This window comes from Wenjunlia tyrosinilytica (assembly GCF_014646055.1).
Classification (GTDB): Bacteria; Actinomycetota; Actinomycetes; order Streptomycetales; family Streptomycetaceae; genus Wenjunlia; species Wenjunlia tyrosinilytica.
On record NZ_BMMS01000029.1, the window covers coordinates 51,787 to 76,421 of the forward strand.

Below are 24,635 nucleotides of genomic sequence, written 5' to 3' on the forward strand. Positions count from 1 at the left end.
ATCGAGCCGGAGGCCGGGGGAGTGGCCGCGAGCGGAGACAACGCCCACGGCCGGGCGGCCCCGAGGCACCCAGCCCCGAGCGTCCCACTCGCTCAGCCACCCGTCCTCACACCCACCACGGCTGGGGCGCCGCAAGCCATCAGGGTCTCGACCGGGCACCGGCACGGCCGGTCCCACCCACTCGGATTGGATCACCACATGACCACCACCCGCTCCACCGCGCATTGGCGAGGGTTGATCGAGGAGTACCGCCAGTGGCTTCCGGTGACCGATGACACCCCCGTGATCACGCTCAACGAGGGCAATACGCCGCTCGTGCGTTCCCGTGAACTCTCACGGGTCACCGGCTGCGAGGTATGGCTCAAGGTCGAGGGCGCCAACCCCTCCGGCTCCTTCAAGGACCGGGGGATGACCGTCGCGGTGAGCAGGGCCGTCGAAGCCGGTGCCTCGGTCTTCGTCTGCGCTTCCACGGGGAACACCAGCGCCTCGGCCGCGGCCTACGCCGCCCGCGCCGGGGCCACCGCGGCGGTGCTGGTGCCTCGGGGCAACATCGCCGTCGGCAAGCTCGCCCAGGCCGTCGTGCACGGAGCGCGGATCGTGGAGATCGACGGCAACTTCGACGACTGCCTGCGCGCCGCGCGCAGACTGGCCGAGCAGTACCCGGTGGCGCTGGTCAACTCCGTCAACGAGGACCGGATCGCGGGGCAGCAGACCGTCGCTTTCGAGGTCGTCGACGCACTCGGCGACGCCCCCGACATCCACTGCCTGCCCGTCGGCAACGCGGGCAACATCACCGCGACCTGGCTCGGGTACACCACGTACAACAAGGCCGGACGATCCACCCGCACCCCTCGTATGTTCGGATTCCAGGCTTGCGGAGCCGCCCCCCTGGTCAATGGCACGGTCGTCGAGCGCCCGGACACCATCGCCACCGCCATCCGCATCGGCGATCCCGCTTCCCGCGACGGCGCGCTCGCCGCCCGGGACCAGTCGGGCGGGATCATCTCCGCGGTGACCGACCAGCAGATCCTGGCCGCCCACCGCATGCTGGCCACCGCCGAAGGACTCTTCGTCGAGCCCGCCTCCGCGGCCGGCGTCGCGGGACTGCTCGCCGAGCACGAGGCCGGGCGCGTCACAAGCGGCCGGACCGTCGTCGTCACCGTCACCGGCAATGGGCTCAAGGACCCCGACACCTGCCTGTCCATCGGGCACGCCCCCGTTACCAGCAGTGCCGACCCCGACCGGGTGGCCCACGCTCTGCAACTCGCCTGACCGGCGCGGACGGCCGGGCATGACATGTGAAACCGACCCGCGCGGGAGGACCGGTGGCCGGACGACCCCTGGACGACATCGACAAACAGATCCTGGACGAACTCACCAGGAACGCGCGCATCCCCCACGCCGAACTCGCCGACCGCGTGCTGCTCTCCCGCAACGCCGTGCGCCAGCGCGTGGAGCGGCTCGAGAGGGACGGACACATCCAGGGGTACACGATCGTCCCCGGAGAGGGCGATCGCGCCGCCGCCCCGGTCGCTGCGATGATCTTCGTCCACCGGCACGACAGGGTGCGGGGCGGGGACGTCATCATGGCTCTCAGGAGGATGCCCGACATCGTCACCTGCGATGTCATGAGCGGCGAACTGGACCTGGTGCTTCGCGTGGAAACCGCCAGGCCCGACCGCATACAGGAGATCTGGTCCGAGATCAGCGCCCTTCCGGGAGTGCGCGACACCGTGACCTCGGTGGTCCTGTCCACCCTGATCGGGCGTTGGGCCCCGGTCCCGCCGAGCACCGCCGGTCAGTGGCCGGGCGCCGGCCCTGCTCGAGCGTGAGGAGCCCTGGCATGAGCGATGCGGAGAAGCAGGCCGTCCGAAGGCGGTTGCGCCCCAAGCGGGATCGGCGCGCTGCGCACAAGGTCTCGGTGGCCGCCCCGAGCTCTGCCGTCGGCTGTGCTTCGTCCTCTACGGTGGCTGAACACAGGAGCTCAGTGAGTAAGGGGAGACGAGTCCATGGCCACGCTCGAGAACCGGCCGAACACCGCACTTCTCGTCGTTGACGTGCAGAACGGCGTCGTCGAAGGAGCGCACGAGCGCGACGCGGTCGTCGCGAACATCGGCAGCCTCGTCGAGAGGGCGCGGCAGGAACGGATCCCCGTGGTCTGGGTCCAGCACTGCGACGAGGGCCTTGCCAAGGGGAGCGAGGGCTGGCGGATCGTCCCCGAGCTGACTCCGGGCGACACCGAGCCGCTCGTCGAGAAGACCTACGGCGACTCCTTCGAGGAGACCACCCTCGAGACCGTGCTGGCCGGCCTCGGTGTCGGACGACTGGTCGTCGTGGGCGCACAGACCGATGCGTGCGTCCGCTCGACACTGCACGGCGCTCTTGTCAGGGGGTACGACACGACCCTCGTCAGCGACGCCCACACGACGGAGGACCAGTCGGCTTGGGGGGCGCCGCCGCCCGACCAGGTCATCGCGCACACGAACCTGTACTGGACCTACCAGACGGCACCGGGGCGGACGGCCGGCACGGTCGAGACCAAGGGTGTCGACTTCCGCGGCACCTCCTGAACCAGCCGACTCGCAATGACTCCCGCGGAGCGACAACCGCGACGGGGATCGCTACGTCATACGACGTGAACGGACCGGCATGGCCAGGTCCGAGGCAGCGACCCCGAGGAGTGTCTGGTGGACGGTTCTTCTCCCACCCCCGGCAGCGGTCCCGGGGACGGTGTGCGGCGGCAGGAGTTGCCGCGTCGCAGGATTCTCGTCTACGCGTTGGCGGCGTCCACGCTGACCGTGGCGACGCCGGTCGGTATCGGCGTCGCGGCGGAAGGCGGGCAGCGCGGCGAGGACCCGGAATCGGCCCTCCGCAAGCCGTCCGATGTCGTCGTGATCGGCGACGACGACGAGATGCTGGTTCTCGAGGTCACCGCGGCCAACCGGGTGGTGGTGCGGCTGCCGCGTGCCGAGGTCGGGCAGGGCATCACCACAGCGGTCGCCATGATGATCGCCGAGGAGTTGGACGCCCGCCTTGCCGACGTCGACATCCCCCTCGCGGGAGCCCGGGCCAAGGGAAATCAGTTCACCGGTGGCTCCGACTCGGTGCGCTCGCTGTACGGCCCGGCCCGCGAGCTCGCCGCTGTCGCACGCGCCAAGCTGGTCACCGCGGCGGCCAGGCGGTGGCACGTCCCCGCACGGACGTTGCGCACCAAGCACACCATGGTGGTCGCGCCGGACGGGCGCACCGCCACCTTCGGGTCCCTGTCCGCGGCCGCCGCGCAGGTCCACACTCCGGCCGTGCCCAGCAAGCCCAAGCCGGCCTCCCAGCACAGCGTGATCGGGCGGCCGACGCCCCGGATCGACGGCCGGGACCTGGTCACGGGCAAGGCGAAGTACGCCGGGGACCTCGCGGTGGCGGGAGCGAAGCCGACCGTGGTGGCCCGCCCGCCGACGGTCCTGGGGAAGGTCGTCTCGGTCGACGATGCCGAGGCCCGGGCCATGCCTGGCGTGCTGGCGGTGGTCAGAACCGCCCATGGTGTGGCCGTGGTAGCGGAATCGTTCCACTACGCCTTCAAGGCGAGGGACGCACTGAAGGTCAAGTGGGCCCCCGGCCCGCTCGCGCCGCTGTCCGATCGTGCCATCCGGTCCCGGCTGCGGGCTGCCGTCCCGCGGCTCGGCGCACCGCCGCACGGGTCGGCGCAGGTGGAGGGCGAGTTCGAGTTCGCCTTCGTCAGCCATGCCCCGATGGAAGTGCTCACCGCGGTCGCGGATGTACGGGCTCGCAGTGCCGAGATCTGGTTCTCCTCGCAGACCCCGGGCGACGCTCGGGCGAGCATCGCCTCGGCGGTCGGACTGCCGCAGTCGTCGGTCCGCGTCCATGTCGTTCGAGGCGGGGGTTCGTTCGGACGTCGGCTCGCCTACGACGCCGCGATTGAGGCAGCACTGATCTCCAAGGCGGCACGCCGGCCGGTGAAGCTGATGTGGAGCCGCAGCGACGACATTCGGCACGGCCGGATGCGCCCGGCCAGCCACCACAGGATCCGGGCGAGCCACGCGGGAGGAAGGGTGGTGGCCTTCAGCCATGCCATGGCCTCGGTCGGCGAATCCTCCGAATCGCTGGGCCCACGCCCTCAGGGCGGTATGACCACCACCGCCCACGTCGACGCACGCAAGGTTTCGGCGGGACCGATGCCCAGCGACAGCGGCTTGTACAACTTCGGTGCCATTGACCAGAAGGGGGGCGGGATCGAGCTGGCCATACCTCTCGGCGCGTGGCGTTCCGTGGACTCGGGGACGATGAGGACCGCGGAGGAGATCATCGTCGACGAGGTCGCCCACAGCCTCGGCAAGGACCCGGTCGCGTTCCGGCGTGCCACCCTCAGGAGCAAGGCAGCGAAGGCGGTTCTCGACAAGGTCGCCTCCGCGGGCAAATGGGGCCGCCCCATGCCGAAGGGACGTGCGCAGGGCGTGGCCCTTCACGAGGAGTACGGTTCCTGCGTGGCCTGCCTGGCCGAGATCGACGTCACCGACCCGCACCACCCTCGGGTGGTCAAGGTGGTGATGGCAGCCGATGTCGGAACGGCCGTCAATCCGCGAGGACTTCAGGCCCAGCTCATGGGCACCGCCATCGACGGAATCTCCACGATTTTGCAGGCCGGCCTCCACATCGACCGGGGCGCGGTGCGCGAAGGCAGCTTCGCCGACTTCCACTACGCGCGCCAGCGGCACAGCCCATTGCGGTTCGAGGCGCACATCATGCCGTCGCGCAAGGCCCCCGGCGGTGCCGGAGAGCTCGGCGTTCCGGCGGCGGCGGGAGCCGTCGCCAATGCCTACGCCCGCGCGACCGGTACCCGGCCGCGCCGGTTTCCGATCAACTTCTGAGAGGGTAGCGATGCCGCACTACTCCTTCGTGCTCAACGGGAAGCCGGTCACCGTCGAGGCACCGTCCGACATGCCGCTGCTGTGGGTGCTGCGCGACCTGCTCGGCGTCACCGGCCCCAAGTACGGCTGCGGTGTGGGGGTCTGCCGCGCCTGCACCAGCCACCTCGACGGCGCGGAGATTCAGCCCTGCGTCGTCCCCGTCGAGGACTGCGCAAGCCGTAGGGTCACCACCATCGAGGGCCTGGCCGACGGCGAAAAGCTGCACCCGGTGCAGAAGGCATGGCTCGACTGCGACGTGGCGCAGTGCGGCTTCTGCCAGCCGGGGCAGATCATGGCCGCGGTGGCGCTGCTGAAGAAGAAGCCCCACCCGACGGACGCCGACATCGACCGCATCGAGAACGTGTGCCGCTGCGGTACGTACCCCCGCGTCCGCGAAGCGATCAAGAAGGCGTCGGCCGAGGGCTGATCGGCACCGCCGGCCGGTCTCGGTCGGCGCGATGTCGATGACGACGACCAGGTCGAGGGCGGCGCTCTCGCCGCCCGGCCTTGCTGAACGCGGCGGAGTCCGCCAGGGAATGCGCAGGGCGTCTCGGCCTGGACCACTCGCGCGAGCGGGCTGAAGAGTTGCCTGCTCGGCCTGGGGGCGGCGATCCCGAGCGCCGCTCCGAACTGACGGACGGTGGAGGTGACTCCGCCCGCGACGCCTGCTCGGTCCGCGGGCAGGCCGCTGACCGCGTCGAACACCCGGCATCGCCCCACACGATCGGCGATCGCACCGGAGGAGATCAGAAAGCTCGCCAGGCCAAGAGTGTGGGCATCGACCGTCCACTCCAGAGCGCGGGTCCCGAACGTGCAGACCGGACCCGATCGAGGGCAGCGCCACATTGAAATTTGCGGTATCTGCAAATGGGGGGAGAAGCTGGGGCGGTGGACGACGACCTGGACCGCATGCTCACCGCCATCGGACCCCGACTGCGCTCACTGCGCCGCGACCGTGGCATCACCCTCGAGGCGCTGTCGGCCGAGACCGGCATTTCGGTGAGCGCGCTGTCGCGCCTCGAATCCGGCAAGCGGCGCCCGACCCTCGAACTCCTCGTCCCACTGGCCCGGGCGCACCGTGTCGCTCTCGACCAGATCATCGCCGCACCGGCCAGTGGTGACCCGCGTGTCCATCTCGCGCCGCAACGGCACCGCAACGGCAGCGTTGTCGTGCCCTTGACCCAGTACCCGGGGCGCCTGCAGGTCTTCAAACAGGTCATCGCGCCACGCAAGCCGAAGCTCGTCACCCACGCCGGCTACGAGTGGCTCTACGTCCTCGCCGGCGACCTGCGGCTGGTCCTCGGTGAGAACGATGTCACGCTTCGCCCGGGCGAGGCAGCCGAGTTCGACACCCACGAGCCGCACTGGTTCGGCCCTGTCGGCGATCGGCCGGTCGAGATCCTCCACATGTTCGGCCCCCAGGGAGAGAGGATGCGCGTGCGCGCCCGGCCCACCGAGGTGGCGGTCGCCCGCCAGTCGCACACGTAGCACGTCGGCACGGGGGCGCGATCCAATGGTGGATCAGGTCGGCAGCCTCGTGCAGGTGCGCCTTCGCGCTGCCCGGCGCGGTGGTGGGGGTGTGCGATGCCGTCAGGTGTCATGGCTGATGGGGTTTCCAGCCGTGTTCGAGGAGGTCGAAGGCGCGGGTGAGGGCTTCGCGGGCGTCGCCTTGCCCGCGGGCGGCGCGGGGGGCTTCGAGGGCAAAGTGGGCAAGCGCGGCGCAGGCCGCATCGTCGGCGGGGGCGCCGATCTCCTCGGCGATCGCGTGTGCGAGAGCGGTCTCGTGGCGCAGCCACATGCGCTGGCCGTAGTCACGTAGAGCCGGGGTGCTCTCCACGAGTGCGATGAACGCGGCAAAGCGGGCATCGCTGTCGTCGGCGCCGACCCGGTGACGCAGAGCGTGCTCGCGCAGGGCCGCCGGGATGGACTGCCCTTCGGGCCGGTTGTGTACGGCAGCGAGGAGGCGGGTCTCCTGGTCGGCGTCCTCGTCGAAGACGAGGGCCTCCTTGACCGGGAAGTGCTTGAACAGCGTGGTGGTGGAGACGTCCGCCGCTTCGGCGACCTCGCGAATGCCGACGTGCTCGTAGCCGTGCTCGAGGAACAGGCTCAGGGCGGCATCGGCCAGGGCCTGGCGGGTGGCAGCCTTCTTGCGCTCGCGGCGCCCCATCGGCGCTCGCTCCGTGGACGTCTCGGTCATGACTCAACACTACCCTTGAGTTGCTCAGCTCCAAAAGTGTACTCGTTGCACTTATTGAGCGACTGTGCTTTCTTGGAGCGGCAGCCGCGCGCCACTGCCTCCGCGCCGAACCCGAACCCGAGGCCGAGGGTGACGCCCAAGCCGAAGTCGAGGGTGAACCCGAAGTCGAGGGTGACCGCCTGGCCCCGGCAGACCGTCACGTCCCCAAGAACGGAGCATCCCCATGAACACCACTCCCATCACCGACATCGCGATCGTCGGTGCCGGACCCGGCGGCCTTACCTGCGCCCGTGTCCTGCAGCGGCACGGCATCGACGTCACCGTGTACGACATGGACGCCAACCGTGGCGCCCGCGAGCAGGGCGGCACCCTGGACATGCACCCTGATTCCGGTCAACTCGCCCTCAAGGCAGCAGGGTTGATGGACCAGTTCACCGCGCTGGCTCGCCCCGAGGGCGAGCAGATGCGCCTGGTCGACTCCGACGGCACGGTGCTGTTCGACAACGCCTCTCGGCTCATCGACGGCGCCGACGGCGGCCACCGCGACGGAGGCAGCCCGGAGATCGACCGAGGTCGGCTGCGCGGTCTGCTGGTGGACTCCCTCGCCCCCGGCACCATCCGGTGGGACCGCAAGCTCACCCACGCCGAGCCCCTGGGCGGTGGTGCCCACCGGCTGCATTTCGCCGACGGCGCCACCGCCGAGACCGGCCTGGTGATCGGCGCCGACGGCGCCTGGTCGAAGGTGCGTCGGCTGGTCTCGTCCGCCGTGCCCGGCTACACCGGGGTCACATTCGTCGAGGCCGGCCTGGACGACGCCGGCACTCGTCACCCGAGACTCGCTGAACTCACGGGCAACGGCACCCTGATGGCACTGCGCGACAACAGAGGCCTCGTCGCCCAGCGCAACAGCCACGAGCACATTCGCATCTACATCGGCATGCGCACCGACGAGCACTGGTACGACAGGGCCGGCGTCGACCTGGCTGACACCACCGCCGTCCGCGACGCACTGTTGAAGGAGTTCACCGGCTGGAGCCCCGACCTGATCGGGCTCATCACCGAAACCGACCGCGGCTACGTCAACCGCCCGCTGTACGCGATGCCGGTACCGCACACCTGGGAGCACACCCCGGGCGTGACCATCCTCGGGGACGCCGCTCACCTCATGTCCCCCTTCTCCGGCATGGGGGCCAACCTCGCCATGCTCGACGGCGCCGACCTCGCTCAGGCCATCGCCGCCGAACCCGGTGTCGATGAAGCGATTCATGCCTACGAAGCGGTCATGCTGCCCCGTTCCGCCGAAGCCGCCGCAGGAGCGGCTGAAGGGCTCGGCAGCGCCTTCGCCCCCGACTCCACCGAGCAGGCTCTCGCACACATGGCCAAGCACCACTGAACCCGGATCCATCGGTTCCGAGAGCGAGCGTCCGGCCATGAGCACCGCAGAAGGCCGACACCGACTTCCCCGCCGCGAGGAGGACGGGTCCGCTGAGCGTATTGCCCGGCGCACCAAAAAGCCCCCGACCCCAATTGCGGCCGAGGGAATTCTCTGCGACTATTAATCCTTTCGCGACACGCCGAGGTGAATCGCGAGGACATTGTTGAGGGTTAGTGTATCGGGGTGGGAGTGCAATTGTCAAACAGGGAATTTTCCGACGAGGAAATGCGGCGCGAGCAGGAATTCGTCGACGGGCTCCACTCCCGCATCGACGCCCTGCGTGCGGCGGCCCATGTTTCCATGGCGCGTGAGCTGGCGCCGGTGGGGAACGGACTGCAGGCGCGCGTCGAACGCGATGTCCGGGTCGCCGAGCGCTCCCATGTGCTGGCCGCCTTGGACGCCGTGGACGGTGCCCTGTGCTTCGGCCGCATCGATCTGCGCGACGGTACGAACCACCACATCGGCCGCATCGGGATCCGGGAGGACGACGAGGACCGCACTCCCGTCCTGATCGACTGGCGGGCGCCGGTAGCACGGCCTTTCTACCTGGCCACCGGCCATACACCGATGGACCTGCGGCGGCGTCGGCACATCACCACCGAGGGCCGCACGGTCACCGAACTGCACGACGAGATCCTGGACCTCGACGACCCGGAGCGCACCGGTCACGAGGACCACACCGGGGACACCGTGCTGCTCGCGTCCCTCAACGCGGCGCGTACCGGGCGCATGGGGGACATCGTGCGCACCATCCAGGCCGAGCAGGACCGTGTCATCCGAGCGCCCCAGCGCGGCGTCCTCGTCGTCGAGGGCGGGCCGGGGACCGGCAAGACCGCCGTGGCGCTGCACCGCGCCGCGTACCTGCTCTACGAGTACCGGGAACTGCTCGCCAAGCGGGCGGTGCTGATCGTGGGCCCCAACCCGGCGTTCCTGCGGTACATCGGGGAGGTGCTGCCCTCGCTCGGCGAGACGGGTGTCCTGCTGGCGACCATGGGCGAGCTGTACCCCGGGGTGAAGGCGACGGGAACCGACACCCCGCGAGCCGCGGAGGTCAAGGGGCAGGCGGCGATGGCGGAGGTCCTGGCTGCCGCGCTGGGGGACCGGCAGGCCCTGCCGGATCCCGTTCTGGCGATCGAGCACGAGCGGGAACTCCTTTTGCTCGACGCCGGTCTCGTGCGGGTGGCGCGCGACCGCACCCGCGAGGCCAAGCTGCCGCACAACATCGCGCGTGAGCACTTCGAGGGCCGTATCCTCAACACACTCACCGACATGTACGCCGAACGCATCGGCACCGACCCCTATGACGGGTCCAATGTGCTCGACGCGAGCGACATCACCACGATCCGCGAGGAACTCGCCGCCAACCCCGAGGTGTGGGAAGCCATCGATGAGCTGTGGCCGCGGTTGACGCCGCAGCAGTTCGTCGCCGACTTCCTTGCCGAACCCACGCATCTGAGTGAGGACGACGCGGCGGCCATTCGGCGCACGGCGGGTCCGTGGACGCCCGCGGATGTCCCATTGCTGGACGAGGCCGCCGAGCTCCTTGGCGAGGACGACCGCGCGGCCCGCGCCGCGACCGAGCAGGAGCGCCGGGTGCACATCGCCTACGCGCAGGGGGTACTCGACGTCTCCTACGCCTCCCGGACCTACGAGTTCGACGACCGGGCCGACGAGGAGTCCGAGATCCTCGCCGCCCACGACATCATCGACGCGGACCGGATGGCCGAGCGGCACCAGGAGGGCGACCACCGAAGCGCCGCGGAGCGCGCCGCCGCCGACCGCACATGGACGTTCGGGCACATCATCGTCGACGAGGCGCAGGAGCTCTCGCCGATGGCGTGGCGGTTGCTCATGCGGCGCTCACCGACCCGCTCGATGACCCTCGTTGGCGACCCGGCGCAGTCCGCCCGGCAGGAAGGCGCCGACCTGTGGGAGAAGTGCCTGGCTCCCTATGTGGAAGACCGCTGGGAGCGCCACCACCTCGCGGTGAACTACCGGACACCCATGGAGATCATGGACGTCGCAGCCGCGGTGCTCAGATCCGAGTACCCGCAGTTCGAGCCGCCGCGTTCGGTGCGTTCGACGGGTACGCGTCCATGGGCCCGCCATGCCGACCGCGACGACCTGGGGCGGAGCGTGGCGCAGGCATGCCGGCGGGCCGCTCCGGCCGAAGGCCGCCTCGCCGTCATCGCGCCGCGTGACCTGCACCCGGAACTGGCCGCACACCTTCCCGGTGTTCCCGTCGACGGCGAACCGGATCTGACACACCCGGTGGTCCTGCTCGATCCCCGTCAGGCCAAGGGGCTGGAGTTCGACGCGGTGCTGGTGGTCGAGCCCTCCCGGTACAGCACCAGCGACCTGTACGTCGCTCTGACCCGCGCGACCCAGACGCTGGGGATCGTGCACACGCGGGACCTGCCGAAGGCACTCGCCTCAGCACTGTGACAGGTCCGCTCCCGGGACGCGGCGGCCGTGCCCGGGAGCCGGACCGGCCGACCCGACGGCGAACGTCCGGCGCCGCCTCATGCCAGAGTCCTGTGTCCCACGCCGCCGACCGCGCGTCCCAGACCACCGGTTCGACCGTCGAGCCGCCGCACCGTGATGGTCCAGCCCTATCTGCGTCAGGTGGAGGAGGGGGAACGCGCTCTGGTCTTCTTCTCGCGCACATTCAGTCACGCGATCCGAAAAGGGCCTGTGCTGACCGAGTCCGGGATGATCGACAACTTCCGGATGCCGCACCCCGAGGCGACCCCGTACCGGCCGAGCACCGAGGAGATCGACACGGCGTCGGCGGCCCTGGCGGCGGTTCCGTCGCCGGTGCCCCCGCTGTTCGCCAGGGTGGACCTGGCACTGGACGCGACCAGGAAGCCAGTGGTCATGGAGCTGGAACTCATCGAGCCGAATCTCTTCCTCGGGCACCACCCGCGGGGGCTGGAGCGTTTCGTCGACGCCGTGGCCACCGAGGCCCGAGGAGACACGCCGTAGCCTTCGGTGCCGAAGGGCGGTTCTGGAGCGAGGCCACAGGGTCAGGCGCCGGCGGGAGCCGTCCACTCGACGAGCTGGACGACGACGCCGTTGGGGTCGGTGACCTGGAAGAGCCGCTCGCCCCACGGCTCCTCGCGCAGGGGCATCGTGATGGGCGCCCCCGCCTGCCGAAGGCGTTCCTCGTGTTCGGCGATGGCGGTGACGGTGAACGCCACGATCAGGCCCGCGGCGCGCTGGTCGCGCTGCTCCGGGGGCAGGACCGGGATGCCGCGCCGGAGCAGGACCAGGTCGACGGCGGCGTCCTCGCGGGCGAGGGAGACGAAGCCGTCCGCCGCCATGACCTGGCGGTAGCCGAAGTAGGCGGTGAAGAAGTCGCCGGAGGCGGCGACGTCGTCGACGGTCAGGGACAGGGTGGAGGCGGTGATGTCGATGAGCAACTCCTTGGGTGGCGGCGGCGCGAGGGCCGGCCGTACAGACGGAACGGATCGTTCAGGCGGTACGCCCGGTCCCTCCCGGCTCAAAACTTGCGACGGAGGTAAACTTATGCCTGGAATAGAAAGGTGGTCAAGCGAAAACTTACGCCGGTGGTAAATTGCCCTCATGAGTGCTGGACCCACGGGCCTGCGCGAGGCCAAGAAGCAGGAGACCCGGCAACTGATCTCCGACCACGCCACCCGCCTGTTCATGCGGCAGGGCTTCGAGGCCACGACCATCGCCGAGATCGCCACCGCCGCCCGCGTCGCCAAGAAGACCGTCACCAACTACTTCGCCCGCAAGGAAGACCTCGCCCTCGACCACCACGAGGCATTCACCAACAGCCTGGCCATCACTGTCGCGGAGCGAGCCGACGGCGAATCCGCACTGACAGCCCTGCGACGTGCCTTCGACGACGCGCTCGACACCCGCGACCCCGTCGCCGGTTTCGCCGGATGGGACTTCTCCCGCATGATCGCCGACAGTCCCACACTCACCGCACGCCTGCGCGATCTCCACGACCAGCGCGAGGACGCCCTCGCCCACGCTCTCGCCATCGCCACCGACGCCGCCCCCGACGACATCACCCCCCGCGCCGCCGCCGCCCAACTCGCCGCCGCCCACCGCCTGTTGTTCGCGCGTATCCAGGAACTCACCCTCGCCGGCCAGGACAACGACCGCATCGCCGCCACCCTCACCGGCGAAGCCGCCCACGTCTTCGGCCGACTCGAACCGGCCTTCGCCGACTACGCCACCCGCTGACCCCACTTCGGCCGACGGTTCTCGAAGGGCCGCGGCCGCACATCGCCCACCTTGGCGGTGAGCGAGACCGTCCTGGCGATCCGCACCATGACGGTGTCGGGCGCCCAGCCGTACTCGAACAGGTGGGCCTGCAGCGGCCGGTGGGGCTCCTGTTGAGATGCCGTGCTCATCGGACTGGTAGTCAGCAGTTGTCGCTCGAACACCGCACCCCCGGCTATGTCCAGGTGATGCCGAGCTCGTTGAGCGCGTCGGCTCGCTCCGCGGTCAGCTTGCCCTGCCTGCTGCGGATGTTCGACAGCCATACGCCCAGGCGAACGGTGTGCTCCTGGCAGTCCTGACCGACAACGGTCTCCACGTGGCCGCGTGGCACCCGCAGCCCTCCCTCGCGCTCTCGGTACTGCCGCGCCGCCTTCAGGTTGACCTCGAACATGTCCGCCCGCGACCGCCGCGGTTTGGCCGGCGCCCGCTCGCCCGGCGCGGGTTGGACCCCCAGCCGCGCAAGGCGCTCACGCTGCCCCTCGGCGAGCCGCGCCCAGCCTTCGCGCTGCTTCGTCAGCCACCGCCCGATGTCCCGGCCCCCGTAGGTGACCCCCGGCACGATCTCAGCCAAGGTCCCTCCGGCCTCGACCAGCGCAGCCAGGCCCGAGAGATGGCGCTGCCAGTCGGTCGGCCATCCCGGGTTCCAATCCGGGTCGATGGCAGCCAGGGCTTCTTGCCGGTGCGGGTGCTTGTCCAGGGCTCCGGCGCGGCGTTGGTTGGACAGCCATTGCCCGACGGGCCGGTCCAGTGCGGTGGCGCCCTTGGGGGCGGCCAGGGTGCCGTGCAGGCGGTGGTAGGCCCGCGCCGCCGCGAGATTGTCCTGCCAGTCGGCTTCGGCGACGTCCCACACCATGCCCAGCGCCTCCAGGCGCCGTGCCCGGTAGGTGTCCATCGTCCCGGCCCCGAAGGCCCGGCGCTGCTCGGAGACCCATCCGCCCAGAGGATGCCCGTCTGCCGCCACGGTCTCCAGCGGCACCCGTGCATGCCCGTGTTCGGCGTGGAAGCGCTTGAGGGCCGCGTACCCGCGCGCCCAGTCCTGCCGCTCGGTCTGGATCACCCGCAGCGACACGAAGTCGGCGACGGTGACCGGGTCGCGGTGGCTGGAGAACCGCAGCAACAGCCGGTTCTCCGGGTTGCCGTCTTCAGGCGCGGGCCCTATGAACGGCGACGGATTCACCGCAGGCGTGTTCGCCTGGGGCACGGCGAGCATTTCCACGCCCTGTTCGTCGTGTGCGCGCAGGCCCTCGAGCACCCGAACGACAGACGCGTACGCGGCGGAAGTCAGCATGTCCTCCGGCTTCTCCCCGCGCTCCAGGAAGACGGGCACAATCAGTGTGGCCAATTTCCCCTGGCCGGGCTTTTGCCGCAGTGCCCGGCCGATGGCCTGCACGATGTCGACCGCCGACCCCTTCGGGTCGAGCAGGGCCACCGAGTCCACGGCCCGGATGTCGACCCCCTCGCCCAGGACGCGGCAGTTCGACAGCACCGCGCGCTCCACCTGTACCCCGTCCGTGTCTGCCCCGGCCCCGAATTCCCCCAGCACCCGGCGGCGGTGGGAGGCGTCGTGCTCCCCGCGCAGCCATCCCGACCAGATCCGCTCCGGATACAGCCGGGGGTCCTGCGCCCGCAGCTTCGCCGCCACCGCGGGCAGCCCCTCCGCGAAGGCCTGCGCCTCGACCGTGCGGTGATGAAACGTGATCATGGTGTTCAGGTTCTCCAGCGCCGCCGTCCGCAAGATCGCGGCCTGCAACGCCCCCAGCCGGTTCCCCCGCACCTCCTCACCCCGCGCGTCCTCCCCTCGCAGCCGCCACGGCGTCACCAGGTCGTCGCGGATCTCCACCACGATGATCTGGTACCGCGCCAGCAGCCCCCGCGCCACCGCGTCGGCCAGTGACAACCGGTAGGCGACGGGTCCGTAGATGCGCGGGTCGTCCATGCTCGCCGCCAGCTCCGCCTCCAGCGGCCGCCACGCCCCCTCACGGCTACGCCCGGCAGCGGGCGCGCGGACCTCCCAGATCCTGGGGGTGGCGGTCAGGTACAGGCGCCTGGCCGACGGGATGACCTCCTGGTCGTGAACCGCCGCCCACGCCTTTCCCAAAGACCCACTGGTGCGGTGCGCCTCGTCGATTACCGCGAAGTCGAACCCGTCCATCTTCTGCCCGTACGTGCCCGCGAGGGCCTCGGCCAGCACCTCCAGGCTGGCGTAGGTGGCGAACACCGTCACCGGCCCGCAGCCGTGCCACAGGGCCAACTGCGGGGCGCTGGTCGTGCACCGCACCCGCGCCGACCACAGCGCCGGATCTTCCTTCAAGGAGCACACCGCCACTGCCGCCCCCGCATGCCCGTGCGCACGCCAGGCCGCCACCGTCTGCGTCAGCAGATCAAGCGTCGGCACCACCACCAGCACCCGCCCGTGCCGGGCCACCCGCAGCGCCACATGCGACCCGATCGCGGTCTTGCCCGTACCGCAGGCAGCCACCACCGTGGCCCGCAGCCCCCGGGCCGGGATCTGCCCGCCGGGCGGAACGTCCAAAGCCCGCACCGCGGCATCCACCGCCTCGACCTGATGCGGCCGCAACCGGATCCCGTCAGGCATGTACCCATTCCCCTTCACTGCGGTGTCAGGCGCGTATCGAGCTGGTGCGTATCGACCGCCCCCGGTTCAAGCAGGAAGGCTAGAGTCTCGCAGACTCCGTTGCCGCTGCTGTGCCGGCACCCGCGCAGGCGCGGCTACTGCTCCAACGGCTTGCGACACGACGAGCACTCGCCCGCACAGGCCCGCTCGGTGGGGCGCGAGGCGCGGGGAGGGGCACACGGTCGCCGGGTGGACCGGAACTCTCGTCGCGGTAGTGGGGTCTGGCGTCACCGGGCTCGGCACCGCCGCTGCCCCTGGTCCCGTGATCGCGTCCGGCGCCGCGGTCATCACCGTGGCGGGTCACCGTCACCTGGGTACTCCATCCGACTGGTTGGGGGAAGCCGAGCGGACCTCGGCCGGTCGAAATACTGGAGGCCCGGTCGACTTCCGCGGGAGCGCGGTAGGACTCAGGCTGCCGCGGACGCGGGTGATCCGGGCCGTGAGGTTGGCTTGGTAGACCATGCCGTGCTTCCAGCCGTCCCATCCGTAGATCGTGCTGTCCAGCAGCCCCGTGAACGGGTCGGGTGCGCGTATGGTCAGCCGCTTGTCGGACACCTCGACGGCGGCGAAGCACGCGCCGGAGGCGAGGATGCGGAAGACCTTGCCCTTGCGCAACGCGTAGGCGTGCACCGAGGCGTAGTGGTCCTCCTTGAAGTCGGTGGCGATGATCAAGTCGAGTTCTCCGTCGCCGGTGATGTCCTGGTAGGCCGGTGTGCGGAAGCGGCATCCATGCGCGCATCCACTTGTCACCAACGGGAGCAGTGCTTCGTCGAGGTCGGTTGCCTTGTTCATGGTCGTCGCGTCCTTGCGGACCACGTCGATCGTGTTGACGTCGCGGATGTCATTGCTGGCGACTTCCGGCAGTCCGGGCACGCGGAAGGCGTCTTCGTAGGTGTCCGGTGGTGACGGCGAGGGTGGCGAGGGCGCCTCGTCGGTCCACAGTTGAATGGGGGACGAGGCTGCCGGTGTGGGACCGTCGCCGCGCAGCCGCCCGGGGGCGCCGCACCCGGCGAGCAGGGCCAGAGCCCCTGCCAGGCTCAGCGCGCAGACCGCCCGGGCGGCGGCCGGGCGCGCGGCGTGGTCGGGTGGCCGGGGCATCATCGCCCGCAATGGGATGCGCATCGTTTCACCGTGCAGTTCCGAGGCGCGTACCCGAGTCATGCGCCGCACGTTTCCGGCCAGGCCTCGTGAGCGCGCCGTTGGAGACGAGAACCTTTCTCGTACCGCAGACACTGCCCTCCTTCATGGAAACGATGGACAGGGGCCGTGCGTTCAACGGCTTGCGGTAAGGAGCCGCTGGACGCGGTGGGAGCCCGCCGCCCTGGTCGGCTCGCGGGAGACCACCCGAGGCCTGTCACCAGGGCAATCGGAGCAGGCGCCGGGCGCGCGGGCCCTCACTGTGACGGCCACCCAGCACCCTGAGACCGGTCTGAAAGTGTCAGCCGACGGTAGCAGACGGAGCAGGAGGCGGACCTCGGCCTCACTGTGCCGGTGCGTCATCGCACAGGCAGCCGACCGCTGTTACGCAACTGACGGGAAACGTCCGTTGTTCCGTGCGGGGTGGCGGCGGAAACATTCAGCGTCAGACACGCCGGAACGCCCCGGTCCGCATATCCCGGTCGCGGGCGGCGGTGAGTGACGGGCACTCCTGCCCGATTCCCTCCGCGTGTCCATCCATCAGCAGAAAGTCGAGGCGGGATGGTTACACCCTTCACAAAGGGCAGGGGAGCGGTCGCCCTGCTCATGGCGCCGGCACGGGCACGGGCGCTCGACGCGCGGAGCCCGATCTCGCTGGTCAACACCCGCCTGGACCGGGGGCTCCAGTTGCCTGTGCGCCATGGCGCACCGGTCCGGAGGGAAGCCACCGCGAGATGAGCGGCCGGCACGCACTTCCCCGTGACCCGCGTGGGCTGTGGCTGGTACTTCTTCTCCTCCTCTCCTCGATGTTCGCCGCCGTAGTCCTCGAGGGCTGGACCAACCACGAGTTCGACGCCGCGAAGAATCGGCGCGACTGCACCGCTCCGGTACCCGAGGCCGTGGAAGAAGGCGGTCCGGTGCTGCGCATCAATGGTGACGCCGTGAAGTCTGCCGCGATGCCCGCACGAACCGTCGCGCTCACCTTCGACGGGGCGCTCGACCCCGTGTGGACCTCGCGCATGCTCGACTTGCTGCGTGAGCATCACGCGCACGCCACCTTCTTCCTCTTCGGAGTCCAAGTGGCCCGGAATCCGGACCTGGTACGGCGGATCCGCGAAGAGGGACATGAGATCGGATCGAACACCTACACCGGCGCGGATCTGGGTACCGCGTCACCGTCGCGTGCCCGGTTGGAGCTGTCGCTCACGCAGGCAGCACTGGCCGGCGCCATGGGCATCCACACCAAGCTGCTGCGGATGCCGCACACCACCTCGGTGGACACGATGTGCGGTGCCGAGTGGAAGGCGGCGCGTCGTGCCGCCGAGGACGGCTACCTGCTGGTCGCCTCCGACAAGTGGTACCGGAAGCCGTCGCAGGGCGCGGTCCGGCAGTTCACCCATACGGGCCGCGCGTACAAAGAAGTGGAGAAGCTGCTCAGCAACCGGAACGTCGACAGGTTCACCACCGTGACCGCCGGACTCGGGGTTGCTTCGGCCGGTACACCGACGTCCACCTTCGAGCGATGGCAGGGCACGGGCCTGGTCTGGGGTATCACCGTCGGGCATGTGCTGGCGCGTGCCATGAACTGGGCGGTCGCCGTGGCCGGCGGGCTCGGGGTGCTGCGGCTGATCCTGCTCGTCCTTTTCGCGCGTGCTCATGTCCGGCGCACCACACGCGTGCGACCCGCGGCATCCTGCCTGCGCGAGGTCAAGGATCCGGTGACGGTCCTCGTTCCCGCCTACAACGAGGAGATGGGCATTGAGTCCACCATTCGCTCGCTGCTCGCGTCCACGCACTCCGACCTGCAGATCGTCGTGATCGACGACGGCTCCACCGATCGGACGGCGGAACTCGCGAGGGGCATCGGTGATCCCCGTGTGATGGTGGTCCGTCAGTCCAACGCGGGCAAGGCGGCCGCCCTGAACACGGGTCTGCGCCACGCCATGCATGACATCGTGGTCATGGTCGATGCCGACACCGTCTTCGAGCCGGAGGCCGTGCACCGGCTCATTCAGCCGCTTGCGAGCCCGGATGTGGGCGCGGTCAGCGGCAACACGAAGGTCGGCAACCGGCGCCGTTTCCTCGGCAGGTGGCAGCACCTCGAATACGTCTTCCAGTTCAATCTCGACCGTCGGATGCTCGAACTGCTGGAGTGCATGCCGACGGTCCCCGGTGCCATCGGTGCCTTCCGGAGGGAACCACTGACAGGTCTCGGTGGTGTCAGCGAGGACACCTTCGCCGAAGACACCGACCTCACGATGGCCTTCTGGCGGCGGGGATGGAGGGTGGTGTACGAGGGGTCCGCAGTCGCCTGGACCGAGGTTCCCACCTCCTTGCGCCAGCTGTGGCGGCAACGTTACCGCTGGTGCTACGGCACGCTCCAGGCCATGTGGAAGCATCGTCGGGCCTTTTTCGAAACCGGTCCGGCCGGGCGCTTCGGCCGCCGCGGGCTGAGCTATCTCGCTGTCTTCCGCGTCGTGCTGCCCTTGCTCGCGCCGGTCATCGACGTCTTCGCCCTGTACGGAATGCTCTTCCGCGACCCCGTGGAAGCCGGCTGCGTGTGGCTCGGCTTCCTCGCCATCGAGCTGCTCTGCGCCGGATTCGCGCTGCGGCTGGACGGCGAGCGCCTTCGGGCGCTGTGGGTGATGCCGCTCCAAGTCATCGTCTACCGGCAGCTGTTGTATCTGGTGATCATCCAGTCCGTGGTCGCCGTTCTGGTCGGCACCCGACTCAGGTGGCACCGCGCGCAGCGATTCGGCTCAGCCGCCCATGGCCTTGTCCAAGAGGTCGCGTCAGCGGAGCTGTCGTCGAGATGACTCAGGAGAGACTCCCGAACACCCCCTCGGGCCACGCGAGCCCCGTGCCCACGGGCATCCCCCACCAGCGCCACGGCCGACCGCGGTACGGAGGCGGCGGCAACCGCCGAAGGCACGGGTCCCCCAAAGCCCGTTCCCGTCTGCGCCGCTGGGTCACGCGGACGATGCTCCTCCTGGTCCTCGCGCTGATCGTCACATCCGCGGGCACCTACCTGTGGGCAGACTCCAGGCTCAACCGTGAGGTGGATCTGGGCAGGGTCAGCGATCGCCCTCCGCAGGGCAGGGGAACCAACTATCTGATTGTGGGATCCGACAGCCGTGCGGGCCTTTCCGACCGTGCCAGGAGGGATCTTCGCACCGGATCGGCCGACGGCGGCCGTGCCGACTCGGTGATGCTTCTGCACACCGGCCGGCACGGCACGACGATGATGAGTCTGCCGCGCGACTCGTGGGTGACCGTTCCGTCATTCATCCGCCCCGGGACGGGCAAGCGCTACCCGGCGGAGCGGAACAAGCTGAACGCGGCGTATGCGTTCGGCGGGCCCGACCTGCTCGTGAGGACCGTCGAGCGGAACACGGGGCTGCGCGTCGACCACTACGTGGAGATCGGTTTCGGGGGCTTCGTGGCAGTGGTGAACGCGGTTGGCGGCGTGGACATGTGCGTGGGCAGGGACATCAAGGACGAGAAGTCCGGACTGGACCTGAAGAAGGGCTGCCACACCCTCCACGGCTCAAAGGCACTCGCGTTCGTCCGTGAGCGCCATCAGGAGGCCGAGGGCGACCTGGACCGAGCCAGGAACCAGCAGAGGTTTCTGTCCGTGCTCGCCCACAAGGCCGCCACGCCGGGCATCGTGCTCAACCCCACCACGCTGTGCCCGGCCGTGAAGGCGGCGCTGGACACACTCATCGTGGACAAGGACATGGGGCTGTGGAACCTTGCCTCGCTCTTGAGGGCCATGAGGAACGTCACGGGCGGCAACGGCCGGCAGATCAACGTCCCCGTGTCGGGCCTCGGCATTCCCACCTCCAAGGGCAGCGCCGTGAAGTGGGATGTGACGCGGGCGGCCAAGCTCTTCGCGGAGCTGAGGAACGACCAGCCGGTGCGAACGTGAGCAGAACGCTGGGAGTGCGGCACCCCCATCCGGCTCCGCGGTGATCACCCGGCCGGGCCTACGCGCCGGCGAACTTCTTGCTCATGGCGTTGAACAGGGCCTTCGCCTCGGGGCCGAGGTGCGGGCCCGCCAGCCACCGCGCGCCCTTGAAGTGGCCGTAGCAGGTGTTCGACACCAGCACGGGATTGCCGTCCGGGCCCTCCATGAACCAGCCGCCGCCCGACGCACCCTTCGTCATGGTGCAGCCGATGCGGTACAGCGTCGGCTGACGGGCCTTCATGGTCAGGCGCGTCGGCCGGTCCTCGCACGAGAGCATCCTGACACCGCCGAACGGCTGGGCATCGGGGTATCCCCGCACGGCCACCTTCCCGATGTCCTTCATCCGAGGAGCGTCGAAGTCGATGGGCACGGCCGCACCGACCGTTTCCTCAAGGGACTTGGACCCGCTGGGACCCGTCACATGCACAACGGCGAAGTCGTAGGGCATGCCTTCGCCCGACTCCCCGACGCTCCCCTCGGAGATCCACTGGGAGGACGCCGAGACGTCGTCGGCCTTCCAGGCGCCGAACGGGGCGAGGTCCTTCGGGGCCGCGCTGTTGATGCGGGCGGCCGGAAGTCCCTTGTCGTTGAAGGCGGGAAAGAAGGTCACGTTGCGGTGCCAGGTGCCGCCCTTGCCCCCGTGGACGCAGTGCCCCGCCGTCCAGACGAGGTTCGACTTGCCCGGGTGCGCCGGGTCCTTGACCACTGTGGCGGTGCAACCCTCTGTCTCCCCCTTGGGAAGGTCGCTGAACAGCCTGCCCGCGACACCACCGAACCTGCTGCCACTGTAGGGCGTGGCCACCGGTTTGGCCTCCACGGTCTGCGGTGTGGGGTCCGTGGCACCCTGGTCGCCGGAGCCCTCCTTGCCGGCGGCTATCCGCTCCTTGCTGCCCGAAGCAGGCGCCTTGCCATCGGAATTGTCCTGGCAGGCGGTCGCGGTCGCCCCAAGGACCAGCGAGATGGCGCAGGCGGCGAGGCCTGATCCGAGCCGACCGGCTCCCAGCCCCGCGAGTCCGTGATTGCGGCGCGGCGCCTGTGCGTTGGGGGATGACATGGGACCTCCTGTGTGTGGGGACGTGTTGTGCGTATCGGTGGGAGTGTCGAACTCCCTTCGATGCCTTGAATTACGCACACCGCGCCACACTGGTTCCATGTGTTCACAGATATTTTCCTGTGTACCCAGTTTTCACGCCACCGCCGGTGGCCGCCGACGCCCCGTGTCCACTCGGGCCCCGCTCCCGTCGGCGGCCGCATGGGGGGCCGTTCTTCGCACCGGGGCGGCTACTCAACCTTCGTGGTGCCAAGTGTCCAGATGGCGTGGGCAATGGCGTCGGCGTTGTTGTCCAGCCCCTTGGCGCCGATGTTCGACGACGTGTCGCACGACCGGTGGTAGCAGGGGTCGAAGGCCTTTGCGGCCTCGCCGCCCCATTTGCGTGCCTGCTCAGGTGACTTGGGGGTCTCCCCGCCGCTGTAGAGGCCGCCCACGGGTATGCCCGCGGCCTCGAAGGGGGCGTGGTCCGAGCGGCCGTCGCCCTCGGTCTCGATCTCGGTGGGGATGCCCTTGGCTTTGAACCACTTCGTGAAGACGGACTCGAGCTCGGGGTCGTTGTCGTAGACGAAGTACCCCGGGTTGGGAGAGCCGATCATGTCGAAGTTGAGATAGCCGTCGATCTTGGACCGCGCGCTTTGCGACAGGTTGTCCACATAGTTCTTGGAGCCCACCATGCCCAGCTCCTCAGCGCCCCACCAGCCGAATCGCAGGTGCTTGGCCGGGTGGAGCTTCGCCCGCGACACCGCCAGGGCGACCTCGAGAACGCCGGCGGAGCCGGAGCCGTTGTCATTGATCCCCGGACCGTTGCGGACGGAGTCCAGATGCGAGCCGGCCATGATGACGTGCCGGGTGTCACCGCCCGGCCAATCGGCTATGAGATTCCAGCCGGTGACTCCGTTGTAGGTGAAGGGGCTGAGCCTGGTGGTGAAGCCCGCCGCGTCGAGTTTGCCCTTGATGTAGGCGGCCGATGCCTTGTAGCCGGGCCGCCCATGGGCGCGGTTGCCGCCGTTGGCGTTGGCGATCGACTGCAGTTTGCGCAGGTGGGCCTTGACGTTGGCCACGGGTATGTTCGGCGCCTTGGGTGCGGCGCTCTTGGGCGGTACGGACGGCGGTGCCGTGCGGGCTCCGGCCGATGCCGGAGCCACGGCTGAGGCGAACACCGCACCGCCGAGGGCGAACGCCGCTCCTGCGGCGAGGGCCGCGCGGCGCGGGCGCCGTTTTCGTACGGGCTGCTCGACGGGGCCGGTGGGATGGGAGAGTGAGGACAAGATGGCGGCTCCTATCCGGGCGAGGGCAACTGGAATGATCGGCTCCGCCTCGCGGGTGTGCCGGGGTGGTGCCGAGTCGCTGATGTGGCCATGATCCTGCGGGCTGAGTGACACCGCGTCAAGGACCCACAAAGGAACCAGATTGACAAGTGCCCGGTGCGCCAAATGTCTGCGGAGTCCCCGGAAGGAGTGCGGAGTCGGGGCCCTTCCCGGCTCGTCGTGACCGTCCGCGGCCGAGGCCGTGGAAGGGGGGCACTCCTTGGCCGGATCCGGCGCGTCAGCGTGTTCCCTTGGCGGCGAACTTCGCCACGTCGTCGACGTTGTCCTTGCTGACAAAGGCCGGACCGGTGAGGACCGGGGCCGCGCCGCCGCCGCTGTAGTTGCCGTTGGCCTTGTACAGCCACAGGGCGTCCACCGCCAGATAGCCCTGCAGATAGGGCTGCTGGTCCACGGCCAGTTGCACCTTGCCGGCCTTGACGGCTTGGACCAGTTCCTTGTTGAGGTCGAAGGTGGCCACCTTCGCCTTGGCGCCGGCGTCGGAGACGGACCCGACGGCGGTGAGGGCGAAGGGGGCGCCGAGCGTGACGACCTCGTCGATGGAGGGGTCCTCCTGAAGTCTGTCGGTGATCGCCGACCTCACGGATCCCATGTTTCCGCCGTTGACGTACAGGTTCTCCGTGGTGTTCTTGAATGTCTTCTTCACTCCGGCGCAGCGGGCCTCCAGCGCGACGTTGCCCCGTTCGTGGATCACGCAGAGGGTGTGCTCGGCGCCGAGGGAGTTCAGGCGCCGGCCGAGCGACTGGCCGGTGACACTCTCGTCCTGGCCGAAGTACTCCAGGACATCCTGGGACTTCCACGCCTCGATGCCGGAGTTCAGCCCCACGACGGGGATGCGCGCCGCCCTCGCCTTGGCGATCGCGGACTTCATGGCCTCCGGCTTGGCGAGGGTGACGGCGATTCCGTCGACCTTCCGGTCGATCGCCTCCTGGACCAGGCGTGCCTGCTTCGCCCCGCTGGGGTCGCTGGAGTAGAGGAGTTCGGCGTTGTCCTTGGCGGCAGCGACCTCGGCACCCCTGCGGACGAGATCCCAGAAGGTGTCGTCAGGGGCCGCGTGGGTGACCATCGCGATTTTGATCCGGGGCGTCCCGGCGGCCTTGCCCGCTGCGCCGCCTTCTCTCGCTCCATCGGACTTGCTGTCGGCGTCGCCGCCGCTGCAGCCGGTGGCAAGGAGGGACGCTGTCAGGACGGCGGGGAGGAGGGCGGTGAGTCTTCGGGCCTTGCGAGAGCGGCGGTCCATCGTGTTGTCCGGAACCTCACTGGGATGTGCGGAAAAGGCTGATGACGCGGGGCCGGGGAAGTGGGCATGCCCGTGCGACGGCAGCACGTCGTGCACTGCGTGTCGCGGTGCGTCGGTGTGCTTGACCCCGGAGCCAACTCGTCCCGTAACCCACTGTCAAGCCTTGTCCGCCGCCCGGCCGCTCGGTCGGGTGCCGGCAGAGCAGAACAGGACAGGCCGGCGCACCCGCGAAGACCGTATCCCGCACGCTCAAACGCCAAGGCCGTCTCCGTCGTGTGCCGTGCCCTCGCTCATCGGATGCGGCCGTGACCTGCTGCCGAGGCCTGGGTGGCGTCGGCCGTGGCCGGCGTGCCGCGCGCCCGGCCCCCTCACCGTCCATCGCCGGGACGGCGGGTGGCCCGCGGGCGTCATCTGGAGAAGTTCCGATCAGGAAGGGTGCGACTTGCGCCGATACGGATAGCATCCT

At 69.6% G+C, this 24,635-nt stretch carries 20 protein-coding genes; 12 read left to right on the forward strand and 8 right to left on the reverse strand.

All coding sequences use genetic code 11. The features are described 5' to 3' along the window. Positions 1 to 198: 198 nt before the first annotated feature. The 6 genes from thrC (at position 199) to IEY86_RS27735 (ending at position 6,410) form a co-directional block, all read left to right on the forward strand. Positions 199 to 1,272 carry a threonine synthase gene (gene thrC / locus IEY86_RS27710; protein ID WP_189134611.1) on the forward strand — a complete coding sequence of 358 codons (1,074 nt, stop codon included), beginning with the start codon at positions 199 to 201 and terminating at the stop codon, positions 1,270 to 1,272. A 53-nt stretch (positions 1,273 to 1,325) separates the two neighbouring features. Continuing rightward, positions 1,326 to 1,832 carry an Lrp/AsnC family transcriptional regulator gene (locus IEY86_RS27715; protein WP_189134612.1) on the forward strand — a complete coding sequence of 169 codons (507 nt, stop codon included), beginning with the start codon at positions 1,326 to 1,328 and terminating at the stop codon, positions 1,830 to 1,832. A 177-nt stretch (positions 1,833 to 2,009) separates the two neighbouring features. Then, positions 2,010 to 2,570, forward strand: a complete 561-nt coding sequence (locus tag IEY86_RS27720) for a cysteine hydrolase family protein (protein WP_189134613.1) — start codon at positions 2,010 to 2,012, stop codon at positions 2,568 to 2,570. 177 nt (positions 2,571 to 2,747) lie between these two features. Continuing rightward, positions 2,748 to 4,883 carry a xanthine dehydrogenase family protein molybdopterin-binding subunit gene (locus IEY86_RS27725; protein ID WP_189134653.1) on the forward strand — a complete coding sequence of 712 codons (2,136 nt, stop codon included), beginning with the start codon at positions 2,748 to 2,750 and terminating at the stop codon, positions 4,881 to 4,883. 10 nt (positions 4,884 to 4,893) lie between these two features. After that, complete coding sequence (locus tag IEY86_RS27730) at positions 4,894 to 5,349, forward strand: (2Fe-2S)-binding protein (RefSeq protein ID WP_189134614.1); 456 nt, start codon at positions 4,894 to 4,896, stop codon at positions 5,347 to 5,349. Between the two features lie 440 nt (positions 5,350 to 5,789). Then, positions 5,790 to 6,410 (forward strand): helix-turn-helix domain-containing protein, encoded by a 621-nt coding sequence (locus tag IEY86_RS27735; RefSeq protein WP_189134615.1) that lies wholly within the window; start codon positions 5,790 to 5,792, stop codon positions 6,408 to 6,410. 109 nt (positions 6,411 to 6,519) lie between these two features. On the opposite strand, the gene IEY86_RS27740 is transcribed toward IEY86_RS27735, so the two are convergent. Then, a complete protein-coding gene (locus IEY86_RS27740) occupies positions 6,520 to 7,119 on the reverse strand; it encodes a TetR/AcrR family transcriptional regulator (RefSeq protein WP_189134616.1) in 600 nt (199 codons plus the stop codon). Between the two features lie 223 nt (positions 7,120 to 7,342). Between IEY86_RS27740 and IEY86_RS27745 the strand changes: the two genes are divergently transcribed. The 3 genes from IEY86_RS27745 (at position 7,343) to IEY86_RS27755 (ending at position 11,539) form a co-directional block, all read left to right on the forward strand. Beyond that, complete coding sequence (locus IEY86_RS27745) at positions 7,343 to 8,512, forward strand: FAD-dependent oxidoreductase (protein ID WP_189134617.1); 1,170 nt, start codon at positions 7,343 to 7,345, stop codon at positions 8,510 to 8,512. Between the two features lie 267 nt (positions 8,513 to 8,779). After that, complete coding sequence (locus IEY86_RS27750; protein ID WP_189134654.1) at positions 8,780 to 10,999, forward strand: HelD family protein; 2,220 nt, start codon at positions 8,780 to 8,782, stop codon at positions 10,997 to 10,999. A gap of 153 nt (positions 11,000 to 11,152) precedes the next feature. After that, positions 11,153 to 11,539, forward strand: a complete 387-nt coding sequence (locus IEY86_RS27755) for a hypothetical protein (protein WP_189134618.1) — start codon at positions 11,153 to 11,155, stop codon at positions 11,537 to 11,539. A 41-nt stretch (positions 11,540 to 11,580) separates the two neighbouring features. Here the strand turns inward: IEY86_RS27755 and IEY86_RS27760 are convergent, their stop codons facing one another. Further along, positions 11,581 to 11,970: a VOC family protein gene (locus IEY86_RS27760; protein WP_189134655.1), complete on the reverse strand. Its 390-nt coding sequence runs from the start codon at positions 11,968 to 11,970 to the stop codon at positions 11,581 to 11,583. 169 nt (positions 11,971 to 12,139) lie between these two features. Between IEY86_RS27760 and IEY86_RS27765 the strand changes: the two genes are divergently transcribed. Further along, entirely contained in the window at positions 12,140 to 12,775 is a 636-nt protein-coding gene (locus IEY86_RS27765; protein ID WP_189134619.1) for a TetR/AcrR family transcriptional regulator, read from the forward strand. Here IEY86_RS27765 and IEY86_RS27770 read toward each other — a convergent pair. The 3 genes from IEY86_RS27770 to IEY86_RS27780 form a co-directional block, all read right to left on the reverse strand. Further along, entirely contained in the window at positions 12,760 to 12,945 is a 186-nt protein-coding gene (locus tag IEY86_RS27770; RefSeq protein WP_189134620.1) for a hypothetical protein, read from the reverse strand. The two genes, IEY86_RS27765 and IEY86_RS27770, sit on opposite strands and share 16 nt — an antisense overlap. A gap of 44 nt (positions 12,946 to 12,989) precedes the next feature. Continuing rightward, positions 12,990 to 15,410: a DEAD/DEAH box helicase gene (locus IEY86_RS27775; protein WP_189134621.1), complete on the reverse strand. Its 2,421-nt coding sequence runs from the start codon at positions 15,408 to 15,410 to the stop codon at positions 12,990 to 12,992. A gap of 345 nt (positions 15,411 to 15,755) precedes the next feature. Next, complete coding sequence (locus IEY86_RS27780) at positions 15,756 to 16,571, reverse strand: hypothetical protein (RefSeq protein ID WP_189134622.1); 816 nt, start codon at positions 16,569 to 16,571, stop codon at positions 15,756 to 15,758. Positions 16,572 to 17,320: 749 nt separating this feature from the next. Between IEY86_RS27780 and IEY86_RS27785 the strand changes: the two genes are divergently transcribed. Next, a complete protein-coding gene (locus IEY86_RS27785; protein WP_189134623.1) occupies positions 17,321 to 19,402 on the forward strand; it encodes a bifunctional polysaccharide deacetylase/glycosyltransferase family 2 protein in 2,082 nt (693 codons plus the stop codon). Then, positions 19,399 to 20,514 carry an LCP family protein gene (locus tag IEY86_RS27790; RefSeq protein WP_189134624.1) on the forward strand — a complete coding sequence of 372 codons (1,116 nt, stop codon included), beginning with the start codon at positions 19,399 to 19,401 and terminating at the stop codon, positions 20,512 to 20,514. Before IEY86_RS27785 ends, IEY86_RS27790 begins: the two co-directional genes overlap by 4 nt. Before the next feature lie 58 nt (positions 20,515 to 20,572). On the opposite strand, the gene IEY86_RS27795 is transcribed toward IEY86_RS27790, so the two are convergent. From IEY86_RS27795 to IEY86_RS27805, 3 genes are all read right to left on the reverse strand, one after another. Beyond that, positions 20,573 to 21,607: a trypsin-like serine peptidase gene (locus IEY86_RS27795; RefSeq protein WP_189134625.1), complete on the reverse strand. Its 1,035-nt coding sequence runs from the start codon at positions 21,605 to 21,607 to the stop codon at positions 20,573 to 20,575. Positions 21,608 to 21,834: 227 nt separating this feature from the next. Continuing rightward, entirely contained in the window at positions 21,835 to 22,872 is a 1,038-nt protein-coding gene (locus IEY86_RS27800) for a M28 family metallopeptidase (protein ID WP_189134626.1), read from the reverse strand. 277 nt (positions 22,873 to 23,149) lie between these two features. Continuing rightward, entirely contained in the window at positions 23,150 to 24,169 is a 1,020-nt protein-coding gene (locus IEY86_RS27805; RefSeq protein WP_189134627.1) for a substrate-binding domain-containing protein, read from the reverse strand. Positions 24,170 to 24,635: the final 466 nt, after the last annotated feature.